This window comes from Candidatus Thiodiazotropha sp. AKAK2 (genome assembly GCF_058244685.1).
Genome location: NZ_JBSYOP010000010.1, coordinates 17123 through 41050, shown reverse-complemented (window position 1 = coordinate 41050; position 23928 = coordinate 17123). Strand labels below are relative to the sequence as shown.

Annotated in this window: 20 protein-coding genes and 1 pseudogene; 15 read left to right on the top strand and 6 right to left on the bottom strand. The window is 53.0% G+C overall.

What is annotated here, in order from left to right; translation table 11 throughout:
* Positions 1-150 precede the first annotated feature (150 nt).
* The gene (locus tag AC4IE8_RS03010) at positions 151-2508 is read left to right on the top strand and encodes a putative bifunctional diguanylate cyclase/phosphodiesterase (protein ID WP_068987711.1); all 2358 of its coding nucleotides are present in this window, start codon (positions 151-153) and stop codon (positions 2506-2508) included.
* 159 nt (positions 2509-2667) lie between these two features.
* On the opposite strand, the gene AC4IE8_RS03005 is transcribed toward AC4IE8_RS03010, so the two are convergent.
* The 3 genes from AC4IE8_RS03005 to rsgA form a co-directional block, all read right to left on the bottom strand.
* Positions 2668-2865, bottom strand: coding sequence for a putative motility protein (locus AC4IE8_RS03005; protein ID WP_068987712.1), 198 nt, complete (start codon positions 2863-2865; stop codon positions 2668-2670).
* A 239-nt stretch (positions 2866-3104) separates the two neighbouring features.
* Entirely contained in the window at positions 3105-4115 is a 1011-nt protein-coding gene (gene msrA, locus AC4IE8_RS03000) for a peptide-methionine (S)-S-oxide reductase MsrA (protein WP_068987713.1), read from the bottom strand.
* A gap of 201 nt (positions 4116-4316) precedes the next feature.
* On the bottom strand, positions 4317-5363 hold the full coding sequence (gene rsgA, locus AC4IE8_RS02995) for a ribosome small subunit-dependent GTPase A (protein WP_490790287.1): 1047 nt from the start codon (positions 5361-5363) through the stop codon (positions 4317-4319).
* Positions 5364-5637: 274 nt separating this feature from the next.
* On the opposite strand from rsgA, the gene AC4IE8_RS02990 reads away from it, so the two are divergent.
* The 9 genes and pseudogenes from AC4IE8_RS02990 to AC4IE8_RS02950 all read left to right on the top strand — a co-directional run bounded on the left by AC4IE8_RS02990 (position 5638) and on the right by AC4IE8_RS02950 (position 17463).
* Entirely contained in the window at positions 5638-6240 is a 603-nt protein-coding gene (locus tag AC4IE8_RS02990; RefSeq protein ID WP_068987715.1) for an ANTAR domain-containing response regulator, read from the top strand.
* 434 nt (positions 6241-6674) lie between these two features.
* Positions 6675-8081, top strand: coding sequence for an ABC transporter substrate-binding protein (locus AC4IE8_RS02985; RefSeq protein WP_490790286.1), 1407 nt, complete (start codon positions 6675-6677; stop codon positions 8079-8081).
* A 114-nt stretch (positions 8082-8195) separates the two neighbouring features.
* Positions 8196-9224 (top strand): ABC transporter permease, encoded by a 1029-nt coding sequence (locus AC4IE8_RS02980; RefSeq protein ID WP_083225884.1) that lies wholly within the window; start codon positions 8196-8198, stop codon positions 9222-9224.
* A 38-nt stretch (positions 9225-9262) separates the two neighbouring features.
* Positions 9263-10054, top strand: a pseudogene (locus AC4IE8_RS02975) (ABC transporter ATP-binding protein); the annotation flags it as partial.
* Positions 10055-10090: 36 nt separating this feature from the next.
* Positions 10091-11464, top strand: a complete 1374-nt coding sequence (locus AC4IE8_RS02970; RefSeq protein WP_490790314.1) for a CmpA/NrtA family ABC transporter substrate-binding protein — start codon at positions 10091-10093, stop codon at positions 11462-11464.
* Positions 11461-13914, top strand: coding sequence for a nitrite reductase large subunit NirB (gene nirB, locus AC4IE8_RS02965; protein ID WP_490790285.1), 2454 nt, complete (start codon positions 11461-11463; stop codon positions 13912-13914). Before AC4IE8_RS02970 ends, nirB begins: the two co-directional genes overlap by 4 nt.
* Entirely contained in the window at positions 13911-14240 is a 330-nt protein-coding gene (gene nirD, locus AC4IE8_RS02960; RefSeq protein ID WP_068987719.1) for a nitrite reductase small subunit NirD, read from the top strand. Before nirB ends, nirD begins: the two co-directional genes overlap by 4 nt.
* Before the next feature lie 97 nt (positions 14241-14337).
* Entirely contained in the window at positions 14338-17004 is a 2667-nt protein-coding gene (locus AC4IE8_RS02955) for a molybdopterin-dependent oxidoreductase (protein WP_490790284.1), read from the top strand.
* Between the two features lie 45 nt (positions 17005-17049).
* On the top strand, positions 17050-17463 hold the full coding sequence (locus tag AC4IE8_RS02950) for a globin family protein (RefSeq protein ID WP_068987721.1): 414 nt from the start codon (positions 17050-17052) through the stop codon (positions 17461-17463).
* Positions 17464-17638: 175 nt separating this feature from the next.
* Here the strand turns inward: AC4IE8_RS02950 and AC4IE8_RS02945 are convergent, their stop codons facing one another.
* The 3 genes from AC4IE8_RS02945 to AC4IE8_RS02935 form a co-directional block, all read right to left on the bottom strand.
* The gene (locus AC4IE8_RS02945) at positions 17639-18826 is read right to left on the bottom strand and encodes a TsoY family (seleno)protein (protein WP_490790283.1); all 1188 of its coding nucleotides are present in this window, start codon (positions 18824-18826) and stop codon (positions 17639-17641) included.
* Between the two features lie 491 nt (positions 18827-19317).
* Positions 19318-20061: a rhodanese-like domain-containing protein gene (locus tag AC4IE8_RS02940; RefSeq protein WP_068987723.1), complete on the bottom strand. Its 744-nt coding sequence runs from the start codon at positions 20059-20061 to the stop codon at positions 19318-19320.
* 336 nt (positions 20062-20397) lie between these two features.
* Entirely contained in the window at positions 20398-21114 is a 717-nt protein-coding gene (locus AC4IE8_RS02935; protein ID WP_490790282.1) for a biosynthetic peptidoglycan transglycosylase, read from the bottom strand.
* A 228-nt stretch (positions 21115-21342) separates the two neighbouring features.
* Here AC4IE8_RS02935 and AC4IE8_RS02930 point away from each other — a divergent pair, with 228 nt between their 5' ends.
* The 5 genes from AC4IE8_RS02930 to AC4IE8_RS02910 are packed head-to-tail and all read left to right on the top strand — an operon-like array spanning position 21343 to position 23889.
* Positions 21343-21945, top strand: a complete 603-nt coding sequence (locus AC4IE8_RS02930; RefSeq protein WP_490790281.1) for an RNA polymerase sigma factor — start codon at positions 21343-21345, stop codon at positions 21943-21945.
* Positions 21942-22319 (top strand): hypothetical protein, encoded by a 378-nt coding sequence (locus AC4IE8_RS02925; RefSeq protein WP_490790280.1) that lies wholly within the window; start codon positions 21942-21944, stop codon positions 22317-22319. Before AC4IE8_RS02930 ends, AC4IE8_RS02925 begins: the two co-directional genes overlap by 4 nt.
* On the top strand, positions 22300-22518 hold the full coding sequence (locus AC4IE8_RS02920) for a hypothetical protein (protein ID WP_068987726.1): 219 nt from the start codon (positions 22300-22302) through the stop codon (positions 22516-22518). The genes AC4IE8_RS02925 and AC4IE8_RS02920 overlap by 20 nt, the downstream gene beginning before the upstream one ends.
* Before the next feature lie 28 nt (positions 22519-22546).
* Positions 22547-23005 carry a DUF3106 domain-containing protein gene (locus AC4IE8_RS02915; protein ID WP_068987727.1) on the top strand — a complete coding sequence of 153 codons (459 nt, stop codon included), beginning with the start codon at positions 22547-22549 and terminating at the stop codon, positions 23003-23005.
* Positions 23006-23007: 2 nt separating this feature from the next.
* Positions 23008-23889: a hypothetical protein gene (locus AC4IE8_RS02910; protein WP_490790279.1), complete on the top strand. Its 882-nt coding sequence runs from the start codon at positions 23008-23010 to the stop codon at positions 23887-23889.
* Positions 23890-23928 lie beyond the last annotated feature (39 nt).

Genomic DNA, 23928 nt, shown 5'->3' with positions numbered 1-23928 from the left:
GCTTTTTCAGGCGCAACCCGGAGGGCGCATTGGATTAGTGTTAACAGGCCCTAATACTTATCACTATTATTTTCGGAATTAGTTTTTTATACACCGGTGTGTACAATACCGGGGATTGACGGGAGAGTCTGAGAACAGTCTAAACGGAATATGAAATCGATAAAGCAAGCGGTTTTAGACAAGCAGATCGATCTGCTCTTTTCCTACAGTGGCACGGTGGTGGCCTCAGGAATAGCCGTTGGCATATTTGCCTGGATATATTTTTCATTTGTGATCGAAACTCCCTGGCTGATGTTCTGGGGTGTGTCACTGGTTGGAGTGAACCTTGCCAGGCTCTATCTGCTTCACCGTTTCAAACGGATTAACAAAGCTCAGGCAATTCTCAGTATCTGGCTGCGTAGGCATCTTATTCTTACATTTTTCAGCGGTCTGATCTGGGGCTTGCTGAGTCTCGCCTATGATCCGAACTGGGCAACTTCTCACCAAGTGATGCTGGTGATGCTGCTGACCGGTTTGGCAGCCTTCAGTATTACGGCTTATGCCGCAGTGCTTGAAGTCTATGTGGTGTTTCTTATTCCCTTGCTGCTTCCCCTGGAGCTGGATCTGGTTTCCAGTGGGGAAATCTTCACCTCGGTACTTGCTGTACTGCTGCTGTTGTTTGCCATCGGCATGCTGTTTGTCGCAAGACGCTTTTATACCCAGTACATTGAAAGTATCCATCTGTCGTTTGAACACCAGTTTCTACAGAAGGAGTTGTTGAATGGAACTCAGCATTTGGAAAGTATGGAGCATGCCTTAAAGAATGCTGAACAGCAGTTTGACAATGTTCTGGAGACCTCTCTGGATGGTTACTGGGAGTTGGATCTGCAGAAAGATGATCTCTATCTCTCTCCGCGTTGGAAGGCACAGTTGGGTTATAAGGATCACGAATTAAAGAGTGAACTGGATACCTGGAAAAAACTGCTGCATCCCGATGACCGAAATGTGATTTTGGAAAAGTTTGATACCTATCTGACTCACCCCAGAGGACATTGGGAAGCGGAATTCCGTTTACTCAATAAAAGTGGCGGTTACCGGGGTATTCTGGCAAGAGCGACACCGACGCTTGATGAGCAAGGTAAGTTGATTCGCCTGACCGGTGTGCATATCGATATCACAGAGCGGGTCAAAGCGGAAAACAAAATAAAGAAGCTGGCCTACTACGACAGGCTGACCAAACTGCCCAACCGTATACTGTTCAATGACAGAATCAGTCATGCAATCTCCCAATCCAAACATACCGGCCTGAAATTATGTATTCTTTTTTTGGACCTGGACCGGTTTAAAAATATCAATGACAGTTTTGGTCATCCGGCAGGTGATCATGTATTGAAAATGATTGCGGAGCGATTGAAAATGGTTGTCAGGGAGGATGACACGCTGGCGAGACTGGGTGGTGATGAGTTCGCCGTATTGGTGGAGAATGTTCACCATTCTCATCATGCGGCGCTGATGGCGGGTAAGATCAAAAGCAGTTTCGAAAAAAGTTTTGTGGTCGGTGGTCACGATTTCTATATCAGTAGCAGTATCGGTATTTCGGTCTATCCAAACGATGGGGGAGACGCGGCCAGTCTGCTGAAAAATGCTGATGCAGCTATGTATAAAGCGAAGAACATCGATCGAGGTGGTTTTCAGTTTTATACCGAAGAGTTGAGTGAAAAGGCGTTACAACACTACACCATTGATTCTGGCCTTCGTCAGGCCCTCAGCAAGCAGCAGTTTTCGGTTCTGTATCAACCCAAGATCGATCTCTCATCCGGGTCGATTAAAGGCGCTGAAGCACTGGTGCGCTGGAGGCACCCACAACTGGGAGAGATACCTCCGGAAGAATTCATACCCATAGCGGAAGAGACGGGGCAGATCAGAGGGATTGGTGAGTGGGTGTTGTTGCAGGCTTGTAACACGGCACAGGATTGGCGGTCTCAAGGTCTTGATATTGGCAGAATGGCCGTCAACCTTTCAGGCATTCAATTGCAAAGTGATGACTTTCTGGAAACCGTGAAGCGTATTCTGCTGAAAACCGGTCTGCCTACGGATCTGTTGGAGCTTGAGGTTACGGAAAACATATTGATGCGTGACAGCGAAAAGTCGATCAACTCGCTTGTCGAGCTGCAAAGCATGGGGGTCAATATCGCGATTGATGATTTCGGTACCGGCTATTCATCGTTGGCTCAACTGGCCACCCTGCCGGTTGATAAATTGAAAATTGATCGTAGTTTTGTCACCACGATTTGCCAGGATGAACAGAGTGCGGAGATCTCGAGAACCATTATTGCTCTGGGTCGTACCCTCAGCAAGGTCGTAATTGCCGAAGGGATCGAGTATTCCGATCAACAGGATTTTCTTCGCAAGGAAGGTTGTGATGAAGGTCAGGGTTTTCTGTTCTCCAAGCCAATGAACGGTAAACAGTTTATCGAATTCGCAGAGAACAACGGCCAACAGGCTAGACTGACCACCTTACAGTCGTAACTGATTTGCCAATCATGCTGTTAACGATTTGTTACGGTGTTTGGTGTCCATCGCGGCATATAAAAGAGCCTGGATTTTATTCTGCACAAAAAAATCAGCTCCTGGTACATCTGAGGAGCTGATTCTGTGGGTCCAGCTTTCGACGATACTGCTGCGTAGCTAGACTTTTACATCGATGTTATTTCCAAGGGAGGAAGATGGGTTGGCTTTCGGTGCACTCTGCTCCACAGACTGAACCATCTGCACGGCAATCTGTTCCTGCATCTCCATGACTTTTTTCTGCATGGCCACACTAGTCTCTGTTCCTGCATTAGCAACCATGCTGACTGCGGAAGTGCTGACACCGGCAATGTCCATAACTCAACTCCTGAAATTCACAGTTGGGATTCACTTTCCTGTAGCGGCCTTTATGGCCAAATCTTTAGTCTGATCAACGACTGGTGAGTTAAGCGAATCCACTAACATTCCGACTGGCTTCAGGGTGGTGAGGTTTCTGTAACTGATAGATAAATATGGTTATAATATTTGATTTGTTCGGTCGGCTGGGAACTTGTAGAGCATTGTTGAAAGCCCCCCTACTGACCCTCAAGGGGGAATTAAAAGAGTGAGTTTTGAGCGCTCCCAGCCTCCATCGAACTGACGATATTTGAAGCTTCCGGTCGCATGCGTTGGCTGTCAAACCATTGCCAGAACTCGTTCATGTTGCCGTTGTAGCCGATAAACCGGGAGACCTCATTGCCCTGCTCAAACAGCACAATGGTGGGGGTGGCGATCAGACTCTTCTGCATTTTCCAGCCAGCAGGTGGTTGTCTCGACAGGGTGCTGGCAATTTCCACCTCGGCCTGCCAGTGGTCAAGAATGTCAGCCTTGAACTGTTGGCAGTAGATGCACTCTTCCGCTTCGAAAACCACCAGCTGTTGTTGTGGATCAAGTTTTGCACCATCCAGCGTGGCGGTCGTTGATGGTCGTTGCAGATGGCTGTCCTGACTGTCCGGATAGATGACACCTGTACCACCCAGGCCACAATAACCATTAGGATTCTTGACAAGGTAATCCTGGTGGTAGGTTTCTGCCGCAGTATAGCTGGTGAGCGGGGCGATCTCAGTGGTTATCCTGCCAAACTTCTTTGCCAGCAGGGCCTGTTGGTAGATATCGCGGGTTTTAACCGCCGTGGTGGTCTGTTCATCGTTGTGGGTATAGATCGCACTACGATAGTTAGAACCCACATCGTTCCCCTGTCGGTCACCCTGGGTCGGATCATGGTTTTGCCAAAAACCGATCAATACCGCTTCCAGACTGGTTCTGTTGGTATCAAAAGTGATTTTTACCACCTCGGTATGGTTGCGCTTATCGGTCAGCCCCAGCTTACGCAGGGATTCGTGACTGAGTATTTTGCGGTAGCTTGCCTCGATTTCACCATTCGCATAACCACTCTCCACATCGACAACCCCCGGCAGAGCCGACATTCTCTTCTCCGCACCCCAGAAGCAGCCCATTCCCAGAACGATACTCTCGAGATGATCTTGCTGGCTGTTGGCCTGGGTGACTTGAAAGGGAGCCAAAACCAGCAGTGCCAGGATCAGAAGCGTATTGGAACGGTTTTTCATAACTCGGCCTGTAACGAATGTTGCTTGAGTGGAACTATCTACAGTTTAAGTGATTGAACATGCGTGAATCCTCACGTAAAGATCACGAAAATATCACCAGCTTTGCTGCTGGCATTTACGGGCTCAACAGTTGATCAAATGCCTCGGGGCAGAGAGTCTCTGCCCCGGGGCAATCGATTCAGGGTTAAGAAGACAAACGGATCAATCGGCCCCCTTCTTCAGCTTTTGTGAGGCCTTTAATGTGCTGCGGTAGAAGCGTCCGAGTGCACGATCCCTGGCCCGCTTCTGTGCGATGGTTGCACTGTTCTGCTGCTGTTCCCGCATCAGCTTCTGGTAGTTGACCAGACGTCGTTGATCCAGCTCCCCCTGTTCAATGGCTGACACAACAGCACAACCTGGCTCACCCTGGTGAGCGCAATCGCTGAAGCGGCATTGCTGTGCAAGGCTGGTGATATCGGAGAAGCTCTCCTCGATACCCTGCTCGCAATCATACAGCTGTAACTCCCTCATCCCCGGGGTATCGATCAGGATGCCTCCGGAAGGGATAAAGTGCAGCGATCGGCCGGTGGTGGTGTGGCGTCCCTTGCTGTCATCCAGCCGGATCCCCTGTGTGGCCTGATGGTTGTCACCCAGGAGTGTATTCACCAGAGTCGATTTTCCCACCCCGGAGGATCCCAGCAGGGCAACGGTTCTACCGGTCGTGCACCAGAGATTCAGCTTGATCACGCTGTCGCTCTGTTGCCCGTTAACAGGGACCACGCTCAACATTGGATCAACCGCCTGTATCTGTTGAACATAGGATTCTGGATCCTGGCAAAGGTCCGCCTTGCTGAGTACCACCACAGGCTCCACCCCAGCCTCTGCAGCGATTGCGAGATAACGCTCGATACGGTTCAGATTGAACTCTTCATTGAGTGAGCTGACGATGAACAGGGTATCCACATTGGCCGCGATCAGCTGGGTCTCGACCTTACTGCCGGCCGCCTTGCGGGCGAACAGAGTGAGTCGGTCCAGCATTCTGTGAAAATGGTTTTCCCGCTCCAGCAGCAGCCAGTCGCCAACAGTCATGGCGGGCATTGAATGGGTAATGGACAGAGGGGTAATTCCCGCTTCGGTTTCGACTTCCAGTCTGGAGCGATGCTGGGCGATTACCCGTCCGATGGTGAATGTTTCTAGCTCTTCCAGAGCGAGTTGTTGTTGGAAAGAGGGTGACCAACCCAGTTGGTGCAATGATTTATGGTTAGACATGAGTGCCCCCGATGCATAAAACGCATCGTTCTGATGACAATAACACGATGGGGCGTGGGCCCCGGTTATAAAACCGGGCAGAGATTAGCTGGTGGTCAGCTAACTGCCCGGGGGGTGTCGATTACACTCATTCATACCCTCCGGCTTGGATTGGTTAACTGCCTGTAAATTAGCAGAATGAATGAGCGGGTTCAATGCGCTGAAAGGAGATATCCTGTAATGGCGGTCAAAAATTCTGGTTTTTTTGGCATGATTATTGTCTATCACGAACCCCATGTCTCATTCGAAACCAAACAAACCGCTGCGTGTCATGCTGGTGGACGATAAGTCCGACCGGCGGGAGATGATCGATTTTGCACTGCGCGATATCGAGTGTGCGCTGGTGGCTTGTGTCTCCGGTGACGGGGATCTGTTGTCAGCGGTGCAGCAGTGCAATCCCGATGTGATTCTGATCGATATCGAGGCGCCGGGCAGGGATACACTGGAGAGTCTTGAATCGGTACAGAGTACGGTGCCCCGCCCAATGGTGATGTTCTCCCAGGATGACAATAACCGGACGATCCGCCGCGCCACACAGGCCGGGGTAAGCGCCTATGTGGTGGATGGTCTGCAGGGCAACCGGGTTCGCCCGATCATCGATGCGGCTGTTGCTCGCTTCCAGCATTTCAACCATCTTGAGTCGGAGTTGCAAAAAGCCCATCAGCAGCTGAATGACCGTAAGGTGATCGATAAGGCCAAGGGGATCATCATGAAACAGCGTGGACTGAATGAGGAGCAGGCCTATCAGGCGATGCGCAAACTAGCGATGGACACCAATCGTAAGATTGCCGAGGTGGCGCAGAATATCATCGAGGCAGCCAGTATCCTCTCAGGTTGATTCTGTGGCGTGCACTCCGATGGGCCAAAATTGTGCACTCGCACAAACTTGGTGACTTTTTTTAGTGCGTGTCATCTCGATTGTTTGCTCTGGATAAATCGTTCTGTGATTGGATTGGCCCAGCCTCTCTCTCTCTTTACTCAATTAACTCTTATAAAAAACAACAGCTAAGTTACTTGTGGTGACTGCGCCTGCTGTCTGCTGCTGGAAATCTGGCATGTGGATTGCAATAAGTTTGCAAAGGTTGAATTTGGTCCAATGGCGGACCAGCCCAATGGCGGGTATCCAACCGGTTTACGAATTCAGGTCAACGCAGGCCGATCAGGACAAAGGCGTCCATTCCCACACGATCTTCGATCGTGGCTGGGAGTGGGCGCTTTTTTTTTGCCTGCGGACCAATAGAGATTTTTTGACATTTACCAGAGGTGTTTTTCATGAGTTCAAGCAGTTTCATCAAGAACAGCAGTCGCAGGGGTTTCCTGAAACGGGCGGCGTTGGCTGTCGCTTTGTCCGCCGGTCTCGGTTTGGCGAGCGGTACGGCGTCGGCAGAGATTGGATATCCCGAAAAGGAGGACCTGAAGTTCGGCTTCATTAAATTGACTGATATGGCGCCGTTGGCTATCGCCTACGAAAAGGGTTACTTCGAGGACGAGGGTCTGTATGTGACCCTGGAGGCCCAGGCCAACTGGAAGGTGTTGCTCGATGGGGTTATCGATGGGCAGCTGGATGGGGCCCATATGCTGGCTGGTCAACCGTTGGCTGCGACCATCGGTTTCGGTACCAAGGCGCATATCGTCACCCCGTTCAGTATGGATCTGAATGGTAACGGCATCACCGTTTCCAATACGGTGTGGGAACAGATGAAACCCCATGTACCGAAACAAGCCGATGGCAAACCGGTTCATCCGATCAAGGCGGATGCCCTGAAGCCGGTGGTCGATCAATACAAGAAGGATGGCAAGCCCTTCAAGATGGGGATGGTCTTTCCGGTATCCACCCACAACTATGAGTTGCGTTACTGGCTAGCAGCCGGGGGAATCAATCCAGGTTATTACGCGCCTCACAAAGGGGATATCACCGGGCAGTTGAAGGCCGATGCGCTGTTGTCAGTAACGCCACCACCTCAGATGCCGGCGACACTTGAGGCGGGGACCATTTACGGTTACTGCGTTGGTGAACCGTGGAACCAGCAGGCGGTATTCAAAGGGATCGGTGTGCCGGTGATTACCGACTATGAGATCTGGAAGGATAACCCGGAGAAGGTTTTCGGTATGACCAAGGCATTCACCGAGAAGTATCCGAATACCACCATCCGGGTTGTGAAAGCATTGATTCGTGCCGGTAAATGGCTCGATGAGAACGACAATGCCAACCGTCCCGAAGCGGTGAAGATTCTCTCCCAGTCCAACTATGTGGGGGCCGATTATGAAGTGATCGCCAACTCCATGACCGGCACCTTCGAGTATGAAAAGGGTGATAAGCGTTCGGTTCCCGACTTCAATGTCTTTTTCCGCTACAACGCCACCTATCCTTACTACTCGGATGCGGTCTGGTACCTGACCCAGATGCGTCGCTGGGGACAGATCTCGGAAAAGAAACCCGACAGCTGGTATGACAAAGTGGCGAAGAGTGTCTATCGCCCGGACATCTATCAGAAAGCGGCTGAATCCCTGATTGCCGAAGGCAAGTTGAAGGCGGACGAATTCCCCGATTTCAAAACAGAAACCGGTTATCGCAAACCTCAGACCGAATTCATCGATGAGGTGACATTCGATGGCACCAAACCCAATGAGTACATCGATAGTTTCAGCATCGGACTGAAGGGGGACGAACAGGTTTAAACCGGCACAGGGTGCGGCTGAGCCGCACCCGGATCCGGGTAGAGCTTTCATGGTCGAGCAGGGACGCTCTTAATCGGTTCAGAGAAGTACCGGCCTATCAACAGGAAAACTAAGATGGCAACTTCAATCTCATCAAAGACCTTCAATCTGCCGTGGTTCGAGTCAATACTGAATCGCCTGGCCAGTGACCAGTTCGGTCAATCTTTCACCCAGCTGATCAAACAGCTGCTGGTACCACTGATTGCCCTGGTGATATTTCTCGGACTCTGGAGTGTCGGTGCCAAACATGTGGAGACCTCACTGGGTATTTTGCCCGGTCCGGCTAAAGTCTGGGAGCAGACTCAGTCATTGTACCAAGAGCATAATGCGGAACGGGCGAAAGCGGATGCTTTCTACGAGCGTGTGCAAGGACGTATCGACAAGGCCGTGGCCGCAGGCCAGCCGGAAGAGCGCATCGAGCGGATGCGAGCGAGAAAATATACCGGCAAAGAGACCTTTTTCGATCAGATTCTGACCAGCCTGCTGACCGTGATGGCAGGCTTTCTGGTTGCCTCATTGATTGCCATTCCGATCGGTATCGTCTGCGGCATGAGTGCCACCCTCTATACCGCGATCAATCCATTGATCCAGATCTTCAAACCGGTGTCGCCACTCGCCTGGTTGCCGCTGGTGACGATGGTGGTCTCGGCGCTCTATGTGACCGATGACCCACTCTTCTCCAAATCTTTTCTCAACTCGGCGATTACCGTCACCCTCTGTTGTCTCTGGCCCACCATCATCAACACCACGGTGGGTGTCTCCGGAGTGGATAAGGACCTGATCAATGTCAGCCGGGTATTGCGACTCAACGCCTTCACCAAGACGGTGAAGATCGTACTGCCTTCAGCGATTCCAATGATCTTTACCGGTCTGCGCCTGTCACTGGGTATCGGCTGGATGGTGCTGATTGCCGCCGAGATGCTGGCGCAGAATCCCGGCCTGGGCAAGTTTGTCTGGGACGAGTTTCAGAACGGCAGCTCCGACTCGCTGGCGAGAATCATGGTGGCGGTGCTGGTGATCGGTTTCATCGGTTTCCTGCTCGATCGCGGCATGTTGATGCTGCAGCGGAGCTTCAGCTGGGACAAGAACGCAGTACTGCGTTAAGTGTTTCAGACGTGTCATGAATTGATTGGATAAACAGTATGAATAACTATCTGAATATCGACCATGTCAGTATCACCTTCCCGACCGACAACGGTCCGTTGAATGTGCTCAACGATGTGGACCTGAAAGTCACTCAGGGGGAGTTCATCTCTCTCATCGGTCACTCGGGCTGTGGTAAATCCACCGTGCTGAATATTGTGGCCGGATTGCTCAATGCCACCGAGGGTGGGGTGATACTCGAAGAGAAAGAGGTTACCGAACCCGGGCCGGATCGGGCGGTGGTGTTTCAGAACCATTCGCTACTGCCCTGGTTGACCGTCTATGACAATGTGCGCCTGGCGGTGGATCAGGTTTTTAAAAAGAGCAAGTCGAAAGAGGAGCGCCATCGCTGGACCCTGCACAATCTGGAACTGGTGCATATGTCCCATGCTCTCGATCGCAAGCCGGATGAGATATCGGGCGGCATGAAACAGCGTGTCGGCATTGCCCGCGCCCTGGCCATGGAACCCAAAGTACTGTTGATGGATGAACCCTTCGGTGCGCTCGACTCATTGACCCGTACCCATATGCAGGACTCCCTGATGGAGATCCAGGCGCGGCTCAACAATACGGTGATCATGATCACCCACGATGTGGATGAAGCGGTACTGCTCTCCGATCGGATCATCATGATGACCAATGGGCCTTCCGCCACCATCGGCGAGATTCTCAATGTCGATCTGCCCAAGCCGCGCAACCGCCTGGCCCTGGCGGAGAACCCGGTCTACAACCACTACCGGGCGGAAGTGGTGCGCTTCCTTCACGAACGTCATCAGCAGCCGGAAGAGGAGAAAAGCCAGCCGGAGGCTGAGGCTGAAAGCGATACCGTGGTCGATCTTTCGGCCTGGTTGAAATCGAGCCAGTCGGCTACTGGAAAAACTCTGGAAAAGGATCAGCTCACCCTGGGCTTTATCCCGCTCACCGACTGTGCCCCGCTGGTGGTGGCGAAAGAGAAGGGTTTCTTTCACCAGCAGGGATTGAACGTGGAGCTGTCACGGGAGAACTCCTGGGCCAACATCCGCGACAAGGTGGGTATCGGTATGCTCGATGGGGCACAGATGCTGGCAGCCATGCCCTTGGCCAGTGCCCTGGGCGTGAGCGGTTCGGTGCCGATGATCACCGCCATGAGTCTCGACCTCAACGGTAACGGCATCACCGTTTCCAAGGATATCCATCAGCGCATGGTGGCCACCGGTGAACGCGATCTCGATAGCCTCGCCGGCAGTGGCCGGGCGTTGAAAAAAGTGATCGAGGAGAATCGGGCAGCAGGCGGCAAGCCGCTGATGTTCGCCACGGTGTTTCCCTACTCATCCCATAACTATCTGCTGCGCTACTGGTTGGCCGCGTCCGGTATCGATCCGGACAACGACATCCAGCTGACGGTGGTGCCGCCACCGCAGATGGTCAACTATCTGCAAGCCGGGGTGATCTCGGGCTTTTGTGTCGGTGAGCCCTGGAACACCTTGGCGGTGTGCAACGGTCTGGGTCACACCCTGGCGGCCAGTTACGACATCTGGAACAACCATCCGGAGAAGGTGTTCGGAGTGGCCAGCAGTTGGGCGGCCGCCAATCCCAATACCCATCAGGCGGTGATTACCGCCTTGATCAAGGCCTGTGAGTGGATCGATCAGGCGGAAAACCGCAAAGAGGTTTGCGAACTGCTGAGTCAGGGACGCTACGTCAATGCACCTCAGGAGATACTGGAGAAGTCGATGCTTGGTACATTTCAGTTCTCCCGTGACGAAGCGGCTGTGGAACGGGCCGACTTCAATGTCTTCAATCGTTACAGCGCCAATTTCCCCTGGCGTTCCCATGCGATCTGGTTTTTAACCCAGATGGTTCGCTGGGGACAGTTACGGGATCCGTTCGATCTGCAGCGTATCGCCAAGCTGGTCTATCAGCCGGAGATCTACCGCAAGGCAGCCGCTTCCCTCGCCATTGATCTACCACAGGCTGACATCAAGCCGGAAGGAATCCATGGGGAAGCCTGGCAGCTTGCCGGTGAGCAACACAGCCTGGCGATGGGCTCGGATCTCTTTTTCGATGGCAATGCCTTCGATCCTGAAAAACCCATCGACTATCTCAAAGCACAACCGGTCAGTAACCTGGGCTGTTCCATTGAAGCCCTGCAGCAAGCCAATCCATCCAAGCGATCCCTATCACCGGATACCGAGCCTTTGACAGAAGAGGCAAGCCAATGAAAAAACAGAAACTGATCCTGATCGGCAACGGCATGGCCGGGGTTCGCACCCTGGAAGAGCTGCTCAAACTGGAACCCGAGTTATACGACATTACCGTGTTTGGTGCTGAGCCCCATCCCAACTACAACCGTATCATGCTCTCCCCGGTATTGGCCGGTGAAAAGCAGGTGGATGAGATCGTGCTCAACAGTCGTGAGTGGTATGCGGAAAACGGTATTACCCTGCATACCGGCGATCCGGTGGCAGCCATCGATCGTCAGGCCAGGCAGATCACCACGGCATCGGGAATGCAAGCCTCATACGATCGGCTGTTACTCGCTACCGGTTCCAATCCCTTCATGATTCCCATACCCGGACACGATCTGCCCGGGGTGGTGGGATTCCGTGACATACAGGATGTTGAGACCATGCTGGACTCTGCCCGCCAATACAAAAAGGCGGTGGTGATCGGCGGCGGGCTGCTGGGTCTGGAGGCGGCCAACGGGCTCAAAAAGAACGGTATGGATGTGACGGTGGTCCATCTGATGGATATTCTCATGGAGCGTCAACTGGACAAACCCGCCGCCGCTCTGTTGAAGGTCTCACTGGAGGAGAGCGGACTGAAATTTCTGATGGCGGCGCAGACCGAGGCGATTCTTGGTGATCAGCGGGTTACCGGGCTGCGCTTCAAGGACGGCAGTGAGCTCGACACCGACCTGGTGGTGATGGCGGTGGGTATCCGCCCCAACATGGCCCTGGCCGATGCCGCAGGACTCCATTGCGAACGGGGCATCGTGGTCAACGATACCCTGCAGACCTTCGATCCCCGCATCTACGCAGTGGGTGAGTGTGTGCAGCACCGAAACAATACCTATGGACTGGTGGCGCCGCTGTTCGAACAGGCCAAGGTCTGCGCCAACCATCTGGCCCAGCTTGGCTACGGCCGTTATCAGGGATCGGTCACCTCCACCAAACTGAAGGTGACCGGTATCGATCTCTTCTCCGCCGGTGAATTCAATGAGACCGAGGGGGATGAAACCCTGGTGCTGCAGGATCCCGCTCAAGGGGTCTACAAGAAGCTGGTGATTCGGGACAACCGCATCAAAGGCGCCGTGATGTATGGCGACACCATGGATGGCAGCTGGTATTTCCAGCTGTTGCGGGAAGCCACGGACATCTCCAGTTTCCGCAACACCATTCTGTTCGGTCAGCACGATCTGGGCGATGCAGGACATGGGGAGGAGACCCGGGTCGGTATGCTCTCCGATGAGGCTGAGATCTGTGGTTGTAACGGGGTCTGTAAAGGGGACATCGTCAACGCCATTAGCACACAGGGACTGTTTACCCTGGATGAGGTGAGAGCCCACACCAAGGCCTCCGCTTCCTGCGGTTCCTGCACCGGCATGGTGGAGGCGCTGTTGGCTTCCACGGTCGGTGAGGGATATGCAGCCACGCCGAGCAAGAAGGCGGTCTGTGGCTGCACCAGCTACAGCCATGATGAAGTGCGCAAGGCGATCAGCGAACTTGAATTGAAATCGATGCCTGAGCTGTTTGACAGACTCGACTGGGGGACGCCGGACGGTTGCCCCGGTTGCCGGCCTGCCCTCAACTACTATTTGCTGGCCGCCTGGCCGGCCGAGTATCAGGACGATGCCCAATCCCGCTTCATCAATGAGCGGGCTCACGGCAATATCCAGAAAGATGGCAGCTACTCCGTGGTGCCGCGTATGTTCGGCGGTCTCTGCAGCGCCGATGATCTGCGCGCCATCGCCGATGTGGCGGACAAATTCGAGGTGCCGGAGATCAAGGTCACCGGCGGTCAGCGGATCGACCTGTTCGGCGTGAAGAAGGAGCAGTTACCGGCGGTCTGGAAGGATCTTTCCGATGCCGGTTTTGTCTCCGGTCACGCCTATGGCAAGGCCCTGCGCACGGTAAAAACCTGTGTCGGTAAAAACTGGTGCCGCTTCGGCACTCAGGACTCCACCGGGCTCGGGGTGAAGCTGGAAGAACTTACCTGGGGGTCCTGGATGCCCCACAAGTTCAAGCTGGCCGTCTCCGGCTGCCCCCGTAACTGCGCCGAAGCGACCATCAAGGATCTGGGTGTGGTCTGTGTCGATTCCGGCTATGAGCTGCACATCGGCGGCAATGGGGGAATCAAGGTGCGGGTCACCGATCTGCTCTGCAAGGTGGAGAGCGAACAGGAGGTGCTGGAGTACACCGGTGCCTTCATTCAGTGCTACCGGGAGGAGGCCCAGTATCTGGAGCGTACCGCGCCCTGGGTGGAACGGGTCAGTCTGAACTATGTAAAGCAACGTATCGTGGAAGACAAGATGGGTAGAAAGGCCCTCTATGAGCGCTTCAAGCTGAGTCAGCAGTACGCCCAGGTCGATCCCTGGAAGGCGCGTGCCGAGGGCGCTGAGATCCATGAATTCACACCTTTGAGCATCGACCGTATGAGGGCCGCATCATGAACGACTGGATTCCTGTGACCAAGCTTGAAGAGATCCCCAGGCTGGGTGCCCGCAAACTGCAGGCGGGGGATCTGGATATCGCACTGTTCCGTACCGGCAGCGATGAGGTCTTCGCTCTGCGGGACCGCTGTCCCCATCGAGGTGGCCCGCTGTCACAAGGCATAGTTCATGGCGAGGCTGTGACCTGCCCGCTGCACAATTGGAAGATCGATCTGCAGAGTGGCGAGGTGCAGGGGCCAGACCAGGGTTGTGTGAGCAGCTTTGCTGTACGGATCGAGGATGGGGTGGTCTATCTCGATATCGCCTCCCTGGAGTCTGCTGCTTAAGCGGCTGTTTACCCTTTGAATTGACTGGTGTTCTAAATGATCCGGCGACGACATAATATTGATGACGCAGTGCTATCGATGAAGCGGATCCCTACCCATGCCTGAGATGATCAACACCACCTGTCCTTATTGTGGGGTCGGTTGCGGCCTGCTGGTCGAACCTGACGTGGATGGGGGATGGCGGATTCAGGGGGATCCTGACCACCCCTCAAATCAGGGGCGGCTCTGTTCAAAGGGAACCGCGCTCAACGAAACTCTGGACCTGGATGGCCGTCTGCTGTCACCGATGGTCGATGGCAAGCAGGTGGATTGGGATCTGGCGATCGAACAGGTTGCCGGTCGCTTTCGTCAGGTGATCGATGAACATGGCCCAGATGCGGTGGCCTTCTATGTCTCCGGCCAGCTGTTGACCGAAGACTACTATGTGGCGAACAAGCTGATGAAGGGGTTCATCGGTTCGGGCAATATCGATACCAACTCCAGGCTCTGCATGTCCTCATCGGTGGCCGGTCATAAACGGGCCTTTGGTTCAGACACGGTGCCGGGCTGTTATGAGGATTTCGAACAGGCGGAACTGATTGTTCTGACCGGTTCCAATACCGCCTGGTGTCACCCGGTGCTCTATCGGCGCATCGTCAAGGCGAAGGAGAACAATCCGGCCCTGAAGGTCGTTGTGATCGATCCCCGGGAGACCGCCACCTGTGAGATCGCCGATCTGCATCTGCCCCTCAAATCGGGCACCGACAGCCTGCTGTTCAATGGTCTGCTCAGCTTTCTGGAGAGCCACGATGCCAAAGAGCACGACTTTGTCACGTCTCATACCGAAGGTCTGGAAGAGGCATTGAAGCGTGCTCGCTGGTATGCCCCCACACCGCGGACAACCGCAGAGCATTGCGGTCTGCCACTGGATGATCTGCTGACACTGTTTCACTGGTTTCGAGTCAAACAACGGGTGGTTACCCTCTACTCCCAGGGCATCAATCAGACCTCCAGCGGTACCGACAAGGTCAACGCGATCATCAACTGCCATCTCTACACCGGACGGATCGGTCAGCCGGGTATGGGGCCATTCTCCATTACCGGGCAGCCCAACGCCATGGGAGGCCGGGAAGTGGGTGCATTGAGCAATCAGCTGGCCTGCCACATGGATATCGAAAACCGGGATCACCGCTCCCTGGTGGGGCGTTTTTGGCAAAGCGATTCAGTAACTGAGAAGCCAGGCCTCAAGGCGGTGGATCTCTATCGGGCTGTAGAGACAGGAGAGATCAAGGCGCTTTGGGTGATGGCCACCAATCCGGCGGTCAGTATGCCGGATGCCAATCAGGTCAGACGGGCACTCGATAAGTGTGAGTTTCTGGTGGTCTCGGACTGTATGGCTGAGACCGATACCGCCCGTTATGCGGATGTACTGCTGCCGGCACAGGGGTGGGGGGAGAAGTCTGGGACGGTGACCAGTTCGGAACGAACCATCAGTCGTCAGCATGGTTTTCTGGCGTCGGCGGGAGAGGCCAAACCCGACTGGTGGATTCTCAGTCAGGTGGCGCAACGGATGGGCTATCAGGGTTTTGACTATCGCACCGCGCAGCAGATCTTCAGCGAGTATGCTGAACTTTCCGGTTTTGAGAATGGTGGCCGGCGTGATTTCGATATTTCTGCGCTGGCCGGGCTTGATGCAGAATCCTATGATCGGTTGAAGCCAGTGCAGTGGCCGGTCGTGAATGGGCAGGCCGAGGGTACGCCCAGGCTCTTCAGCGATGGGCGGTTTTATACCCCATCGGGACGAGCGCAGTTTGTTGCTGTGACCCCACAACCGCCGGGCAACTATCCCTCAGATACCTATCCCCTGGTACTCAACACGGGACGGGTCAGGGATCAGTGGCACACCATGACCCGAACCGGTAAATCCCCTCGCTTGTCCGGTCACGACAATGAACCCTTTGCCGAAATCCATCCACTTGATGCGCACAACAACCAGGTGGTTGAGGGTGGTCTGGTCAGGGTTAGCAGTGATTGGGGGGAAGTGGTGGTTCGAGCCCGTCTCAGTGAGCGTCAGCAGGTCGGGCAGATCTTTGTGCCGATGCACTGGAACGATCAGTTTGCCAGCAACGCAACCATCGATAGCCTGGTTAACCCGGCGCTCGACCCGATCTCCGGGCAACCGGAGTTCAAACATACACCGGTGGCGATTGAAGCCTATAAACCCATCTGGTACGGTTTTCTGCTGACTCGTGAAAGGGTCATGCTGGAGCATGCGACTTACTGGGCCAAGTCCAAACGGGATGGCCTTTGGCATTTCGAGTTGGCCGGGGAGACCGCTGCGAAGGATTGGTCTGCGCTGGCCCGCAATCTGCTCAGCTCGGCCACTAATGCCGGTCAATGGGCCGAAATGATGGACAGTGCCGGTGGTCAATACCGGGGTGTCAGTGTCAATGACGGCCAGCTGCAGAGCTGCCTTTTCATCGGTCCTGATCACGATCTGCCGAAGCGGGACTGGTTGGTTCGACTGTTTGGCAAAAACCACCTCTCGCGGCAGGAACGATTGCGACTCCTGGCCGGTGCACCGATGAATGCCCAGGAGGATGCGGGTAAGACAGTCTGTGCCTGTTACGGGGTGGGTTTGAACACCTTGGTCAGCGCGATTGAGGATCAGGGGCTTCAGAGTGCCCAGGCAATTGGTGAGAAGCTCAAGGCGGGAACCAACTGCGGTTCCTGTCTGTCAGAGATCAATCGTTTAATCAAAGAGAGACAGGTTCAAACAGCTTAAGGAAACTCTGAAAAAGTTTTTTTTTAAAAGGAAAAGGAGATAGTTATGACACCTGAACAGATCACTCACGTGAAATCGAGTTGGTCCAAAGTGGTACCGATTGCCGATCAGGCAGCGGCCCTTTTTTATGGTCGTTTGTTTGAGGTATATCCAGAAGTCAAACCTTACTTCAAGGGTGATATGGAGGCTCAGGGTAAAAAGTTGATGACCATGATTGGCACCGCAGTCGGCAGTCTTGACAACCTGGAGCCGCTGCTACCGGTTATCCGCGAATCGGGCAAACGACATGCTGAATATGGTGTGCAGGCGGTGGATTACGATAAAGTGGCCGATGCATTACTCTGGACCCTGGGAGAAGGCTTGGGTGACGCCTTCACCGATGAGGTTAAAGATGCTTGGGTTGTTACCTACACAGCTTTGGCCGGGGTGATGAAAGACGGGGCTGAAGAGGCATCATAGAAGTCAACCTGTGGGGGCTGTTTAAAGTGGCTTTTCTTAAACAGTTCCCCATCAGGTTGATGACGAACAACTAAATCATCTGATTTTTTCCAGCATTCGCCGAAATGACTTATCTTTAAACTGTCATAACAAGATCAATCATCTACTGCATGATTTAGAACAGACAGAAGTTTAATCAAACCCGGCAAAGTCCGTATCCCAATACCTGGCAATTCAGTTTCAAATAGACCGCAATGGTTTTGATCTGAATCAGGATGAAAGGCGCCAGAATCACAAAATAGGCGATGGAATAGGGTGCGATCAGATCATTCTTCATCAATCCGAAGACGATAAAGAAGAAGCCGAAAACAAACATCGCAACACCGGGGCAGATCAACGCGAAACTGCCTGCGTCCCGTTTCTCTCCCTGCAGATAGTCCTGAAAATAACCAACCTTTTTCATGACCTTGTAACCAAGCACACCGGCCAGAATCTGGATCGACAAAATCACCGAGGTGAATACAAACAAACCGGGTTTGGAGAGAGGCTCTGCAAATCCATGGTGAAGTCCCATGATGATGCGGATGCCGCTGATGCCAATCAGCGTGACTATGGGGATCAGAATCCACAGTGTGTAACTGGACTCCTTTGCAATGCCTTGACGCAGTATCGATTTTAATCCGAGCACCAGTTTGATCACGGTTAAAAGCAGAGCAAGCGAAAGAAAAAACAGTGAGCCGAAAATGCCGATTGCGTTGATTGCCTGGGTCTGGCTCATCGCGCCGGGACCTGCAAATCCTGTAGCGATCATGGCAAATGCAAAGATGGCCATCAGTTGGCTGAGATTGTTGTTTTGGTTGAAATCAAAATCACCCTTGATCAGCAGCCGAGTGAAGTAGGCGCCATAGATGCGCAGTGCAAACAGACCGATTGACAGATAAGCCAGTAAAGCAAAAGGAAACAACCTCTCGACAATCTGCCATAGACCGGGAACAAACAGAGAGCCGAGGACAAACACAATGTTGACACTCATACTGAGCGTTAAGGGTATCGCCATCAATGAGACTTCCCGGTTACTGTTGCGCAGTTCTTGGTAGGCCTCTGTTTTGCGGAAATGGCAGAATCCAACCAGGTTTTTGATGAGTAGATGAAAATGGATGATGGAAAAGGCCAAAACAGCCATCAGGTCCAAGCTGAGTAGCATAGTGGCGATGGGGTTATCCCCAAGCAGCACCGGGTGCAGCGATTCGAACGCCACCATAGGTGTCTGTGGATGAGGCACCATAAACATTGGATAGAGAAAAAATGAGATGGCCAGTCCCCCGGCGCCGAGTGCGGCGAGGAAATAGTGCGGATTGAAAGTCGACTCGTTACTGCTGAGCATGTGACAACCCCTGTTGTGAATATAAATTTTGAAAAAGGGCGGGAATCCTACCAGAGCGGACGGAGATGGATATGACAATCCGCAATCCTCCTGGAAACGTTAGGGGGCCTAGTGTTATGGAAGTCTCAAATTGATTGGCAACGACTGGATAAGAAAAAAGTCCACAAATGAACGCCAATCACTGCTGTCCTATTTACATTGATCGAAATAAAGCAAATGGGTCAATTTCGTTTCTCTAGCCTAGCGACATGATAATAGAAAACAAAACAGATGTAGAGAGTAGCTCCCCTCTCCCCTCGCGGGAGAGGGGCATTTATGCATCACCTTGGCTGATTTTGAGTTTAACGGCAAAGCGGTGACAGGCTTTGCCTCTGTAAGGGTTCAATCCAATCCCAGGCATGGATTCAATTTGGATCTATTTGCGGACTAAAATAAAACCACCCTGCTAAATAGCAGGGTGGTAAAGGACTCAATTGACTAATGAGTTGTGATCAGTCGACAGGAGTCAGTGTAAGTGCCTCATACTGATCCGGATCGTTCTGGTAGGCGTTACGATAATTGATCTTGGTGGTCCAGGGCAGCTGCTGGAAATTCCGCCACCCATCTTTGTCTGGATTCATGTCGTTTCTCTCGACATAGACATCGGCACTGTCACTGTCCATTTCACCATTGTTGTTCAGGTCGAGCGCAACAGGTGAGCCATCTGTATCGAGAAGGATGGTGCCGCCATCATAGGCGTATTTATACTGTCCGACAAAACCCTCCCAGATGTTTCTTACATTGGTAAAGGCGGGTCCATCGATACCATAATCGGAAGGATTGGCCAGTACGTTGCCTGCCCCGACGCTCCGCGATCCGGTTCTGCAGAGTGTCATGATCAGGCGCTCTGTATCCCCATTGGCCAGTTCGTAGACTTCCCAATAGAAGTTCTCTTCAGTCTGGGTATCACAACCTGTACAGACGCGGGGATAGGGAATATTGAAACTGCGTTTCGGATGACCTGCTGCGAACTCTTCCATGGTGCGAACATCGACCAGCAGGGCTCTGCCGCTACGACCCCGATGTCGGGCGAAAAAATTTCCTCGGGACTTGAGTGCCTGGTAAGCCTCGGCGGCACTGATTTCGGAATGGTAGAGGCGGTCTTTGAAGTAGCGGTTACCATCAGCCAGGATGTCAGTGGATAAGGGAACAGATAAAAAAGAGGTGATCAATGCAATAGTCTTAATAAGTTTCATAACTCTCTCCTTGCAATTATGACGACAGCTGACTTTGGATGGATGGGGTTTGTGTTTCTTAAGTTCACTAACCGGGAAGGATTGGGCCACTGTCAAAAATTATTTATATATAATTGTTTGTTTTTAACTGTGTATTGCTAATACAAACGGTGCCAATCTTATAGTAGGGGTTGATTTACAAAAATGAACAGAGTCTCATTTTTTATTTATAGATACTTGATCGTCATGGAGAATCGTTTCCATCAGGCAGCGTAGATTGATGAATCAAACAGCGTAAAATAATTGAACATTGAAATATAATGATTGGATGAGTTTGCATCTTTCAGTAACACTTGGTTACTGGTAATACGATTCGAAGTATGAGAGTGGCGGCAGGTTTTGCAGGGTCTCACGATCCACTCTACCGTAGTAGAGATCGAAGAGTCCTTTAGGTTCGTAATCGCCATTGATAACATGTTTCAATCGGGCGACACGTAGCTTGTTACGTGCTGGATGTTTGTTGATATTGAAAGTCTCGGGTGCAATGATCATCGCCACCAAAGCGAGAAACTGATCATCGCTGTTCTCATCGAATGATCGGTTGAAATAGTGGTGTGCCGCCTGTTCGAAGCCCTTCGCATTTGGCCCCAGGTAGACCGTATTGATGAATCGTCTGAGTTGCTTCTCCTTTGACATCAAAGGGTCGAGAACAAAACGGGCGAGTAGGGTCTGCTTGATTTTGGCGATGCCGGGGGTAAAGCGTTCGAAATAGATCTTTTTCACCAGGGCCTGGGTAATGGTGGTAATGCCTGCACCAGGGGTCTTGAGATCTATGCCTGAGTGGTGATAGAAGTTCGGGTCTTCAATTTTCAGCAGTGCCGCCTGTTGGTTCGCTGTGAGTGATGAGACTGTCAGGGGGTAGGGGGCGGCTGATTCCTGTGGTATGACCCTGTCAATGGTATATCGGTAGGCGGCCTGCAACTCCCAACCATAGTATCCGGCGATTGCCAACAGTAAGAGGCTCGCTGTGATCAATGTTCGGCTTAAAGTTTTCACAGGTTTTTGAGATTCCATCTTTCTGGCTCAACCCGATCCTGAGTTTATCAACCATCAGCAGATTGCAGGTCTGCTGTTTGTCTGTCAACCGATGCGCCACGACTGCGTTATATGGAGAGTGATGTTACACAAACAGGGTAGCCGATTGAAACCACTGAAATTGATCTCTTCCATACTTAACGGTGTATCATGGCCGCAGCTTTGCTTGAGAAAATTAAGCCGCAGTGGGATCCATGGGTGCAGCCGATGCTGAAGCAACCTATTGATTCCATTGCTGTTATGCAGGAGTTTGCTTTGCAGGGGGATGGGCTGGACAGCAACCATGCGCTGAATCGTTTTCTCGCGGGTGTCGAACGCCGGGCACTGCGCATGGCGACCGTTTCGGTCGGCAATCCGGACGATGCGCTGGATCTGGTTCAGGATGCAATGATGAAGCTGGCAAGTCGATACGCTGAACGTTCAGAGGATCAGTGGGGACCCCTTTTTCAGCGTATTTTGCAGAACAGCATCAGGGACTGGCACCGCCGCTCCTGGGTGAAGAACCGATGGCACCGCTTTATTCGCGGCGGAGAGGGAGCGGATGCGGTAGATCCACTGCAGGGCTATCCGGACAGCCGGCAGACGGAATCGGTGGAGAGACTTCAGCAGCAGGATGCGATTGCCCGTCTGGAGCAGGAAATCCATAACCTCTCCCTGAGACAACAGCAGGCATTTATGTTGAGATTGTGGGAAGGATTGAGTGTGGAGGAGACGGCAAAGGTTATGGGGTGCTCCCAGGGGAGCGTAAAAACCCACTACTCCCGAGCCGTATCCGCTTTGAGAGAGAAGCTGGAGGATCACTGGCCATGAGATCGGACGAAGAGTTTCTCAGTGAGGTCAAACAGCAGCTGCAGCAGAGTAGCGATGCGCTGGATGAACTGACCCTCGCCAAACTTGGCGCGGCCCGCCGACGTGCCGTGGAGGTCGGGAGTCGACCGGCTGTTTATCGCTTTGGTGATGTGCTGTTCTTGGGCCGTGGTGGGATGGCGATCCTGATACTGGCCGGGTTGTTGTTGATCGCCTCCGCTGTTCTGCTGAAGACAACCAATACGCCTGTAGAGCAGCAAATGCAGTCGATCACCCTGCTGGAGGATATGGAGCTTCTGGGTGCTGCGCAGGAGTTGGAGTTTTATCAGGAGCTGGATTTCTACCTATGGGTGACGGATGAACAGGATTCAGGCTGAGTGGAGTCTGTTGCTGTTTCTGACAACCTCTGCGGTGTTGGCCGGTGAGGCACAGTCCGGAACTGAAGAGCCTCCCAGTATGGAACTGCTGGAATTTCTGGGTGGCTTCGAAACCCCGGAAGGGGATTGGCTGGATCCTCTTCTGCTGGTGGATGACCGGCAAGCTCAGCAAGATGACGTGGTACAGGAAAATGATTAGGTGCTGGTTAACGATAGGCCTGCTGCTTATGGTATCTCCATTGATGGCGGAGGATCTCTCCTGGGCTGGGATGAACGATAGCCAGCAGAAGCTGCTGGCGCCATTGGCTGAACAGTGGGAGAGTCTGCCCGAATCCCGACGCCAGCGACTCCTCAAAGGGGCGGATCGTTGGTCACAGATGACGCCGGAGCAGCAGGATCGGGCAAAATCACGTCTCGAGACCTGGCGCGATCTGAGCTCGGATCAAAAGCAGCTGGTGCGGGAGCGGTTTCGGGAGTTTGTCGCACTTGAGCCGCAACAACGACAACTGTTGCTCGATCGATATCAGCGCTTTCAGAACCTCTCACTGGATGAACGCAAGGCGCTGCGCAAACGCTGGCAGAGCATGTCGCCGCAACAGCGGCAACGGGCACTTAAAAGGTCGAAGATATTGCGCCGCCTGACACCGCAACAGAGACAACGACTAATGAGAAAGTTGAAACAGTAGACATGGATCGTTATATCGCATCGGCCCTGCTGATCTGCTGTCTCATTGCAGATGCCCGGGGGACACCGCTTGAGTGGGAGTGGTTGGATGAGATCGGACCGCCGCTCCAATCCAGCCTGGGTGTGAATCTCGGCCTTGACGATGCGGATGGCTGGAGCCGCCGCTTCGATCTCAGTCTGGCCGGACCGCTCTATTCCCGATTTGATTTCTCCTATGGTGAAAGCCATGTGGAGTCGGATCAGGCAGAACTGGAGACCGACTACTACTCACTGGGTGTTACTACCGATCCTCTGGCGGCAGTCAGCATTTCGGTCGGATTTGAGGAGTGGGGGGATGAAGCGGCACTGACTGTTGAAACCCTGTGGCTCGGTTTCACCTTCAACCTCGGTGACTTTTCGGCAACCCTGATGCCTCAGCAGCGGGACATCCGGCTGCAGGTAACCGACTGGTATCGACCTCGCGCCGACCATGTGGATCTGGAGAGCCGGGATATCGGTCTGATTCTGAGTTACTTTACCGCTGACGGCTGGGTCTTCAGTGGCAGTTATTTCAACTATGACTACTCGGAAAACATCAGTCGTCTCGATGAGGACTATCGAGTCATCTCTGTATTTCCCCTCGATACCCTTGATCTGGCCAGCGGCCTGGATGACTACCGCTACTCGATCGGCATCGGCAAGCTGCTCGGGGAAATCAGTGTCGATCTGGATTGGAGTCGCAGTCGTTCCGCCGTGGATGGCAACTATGCCAGCCTGACCAGTCTCTCATTCGATATCCCCATCAATGATCAAATCAGTTTGAATCTCATGGGTGGCGTACAGGATGTGGATTACGCCGAGGATAAGATCCTCTTCTCCAATCTTGGGCTGACCCTCTTCTGGTAAATCCGCGCCCGCTGTCAAATAAAAAACGTTTTAGAAAAT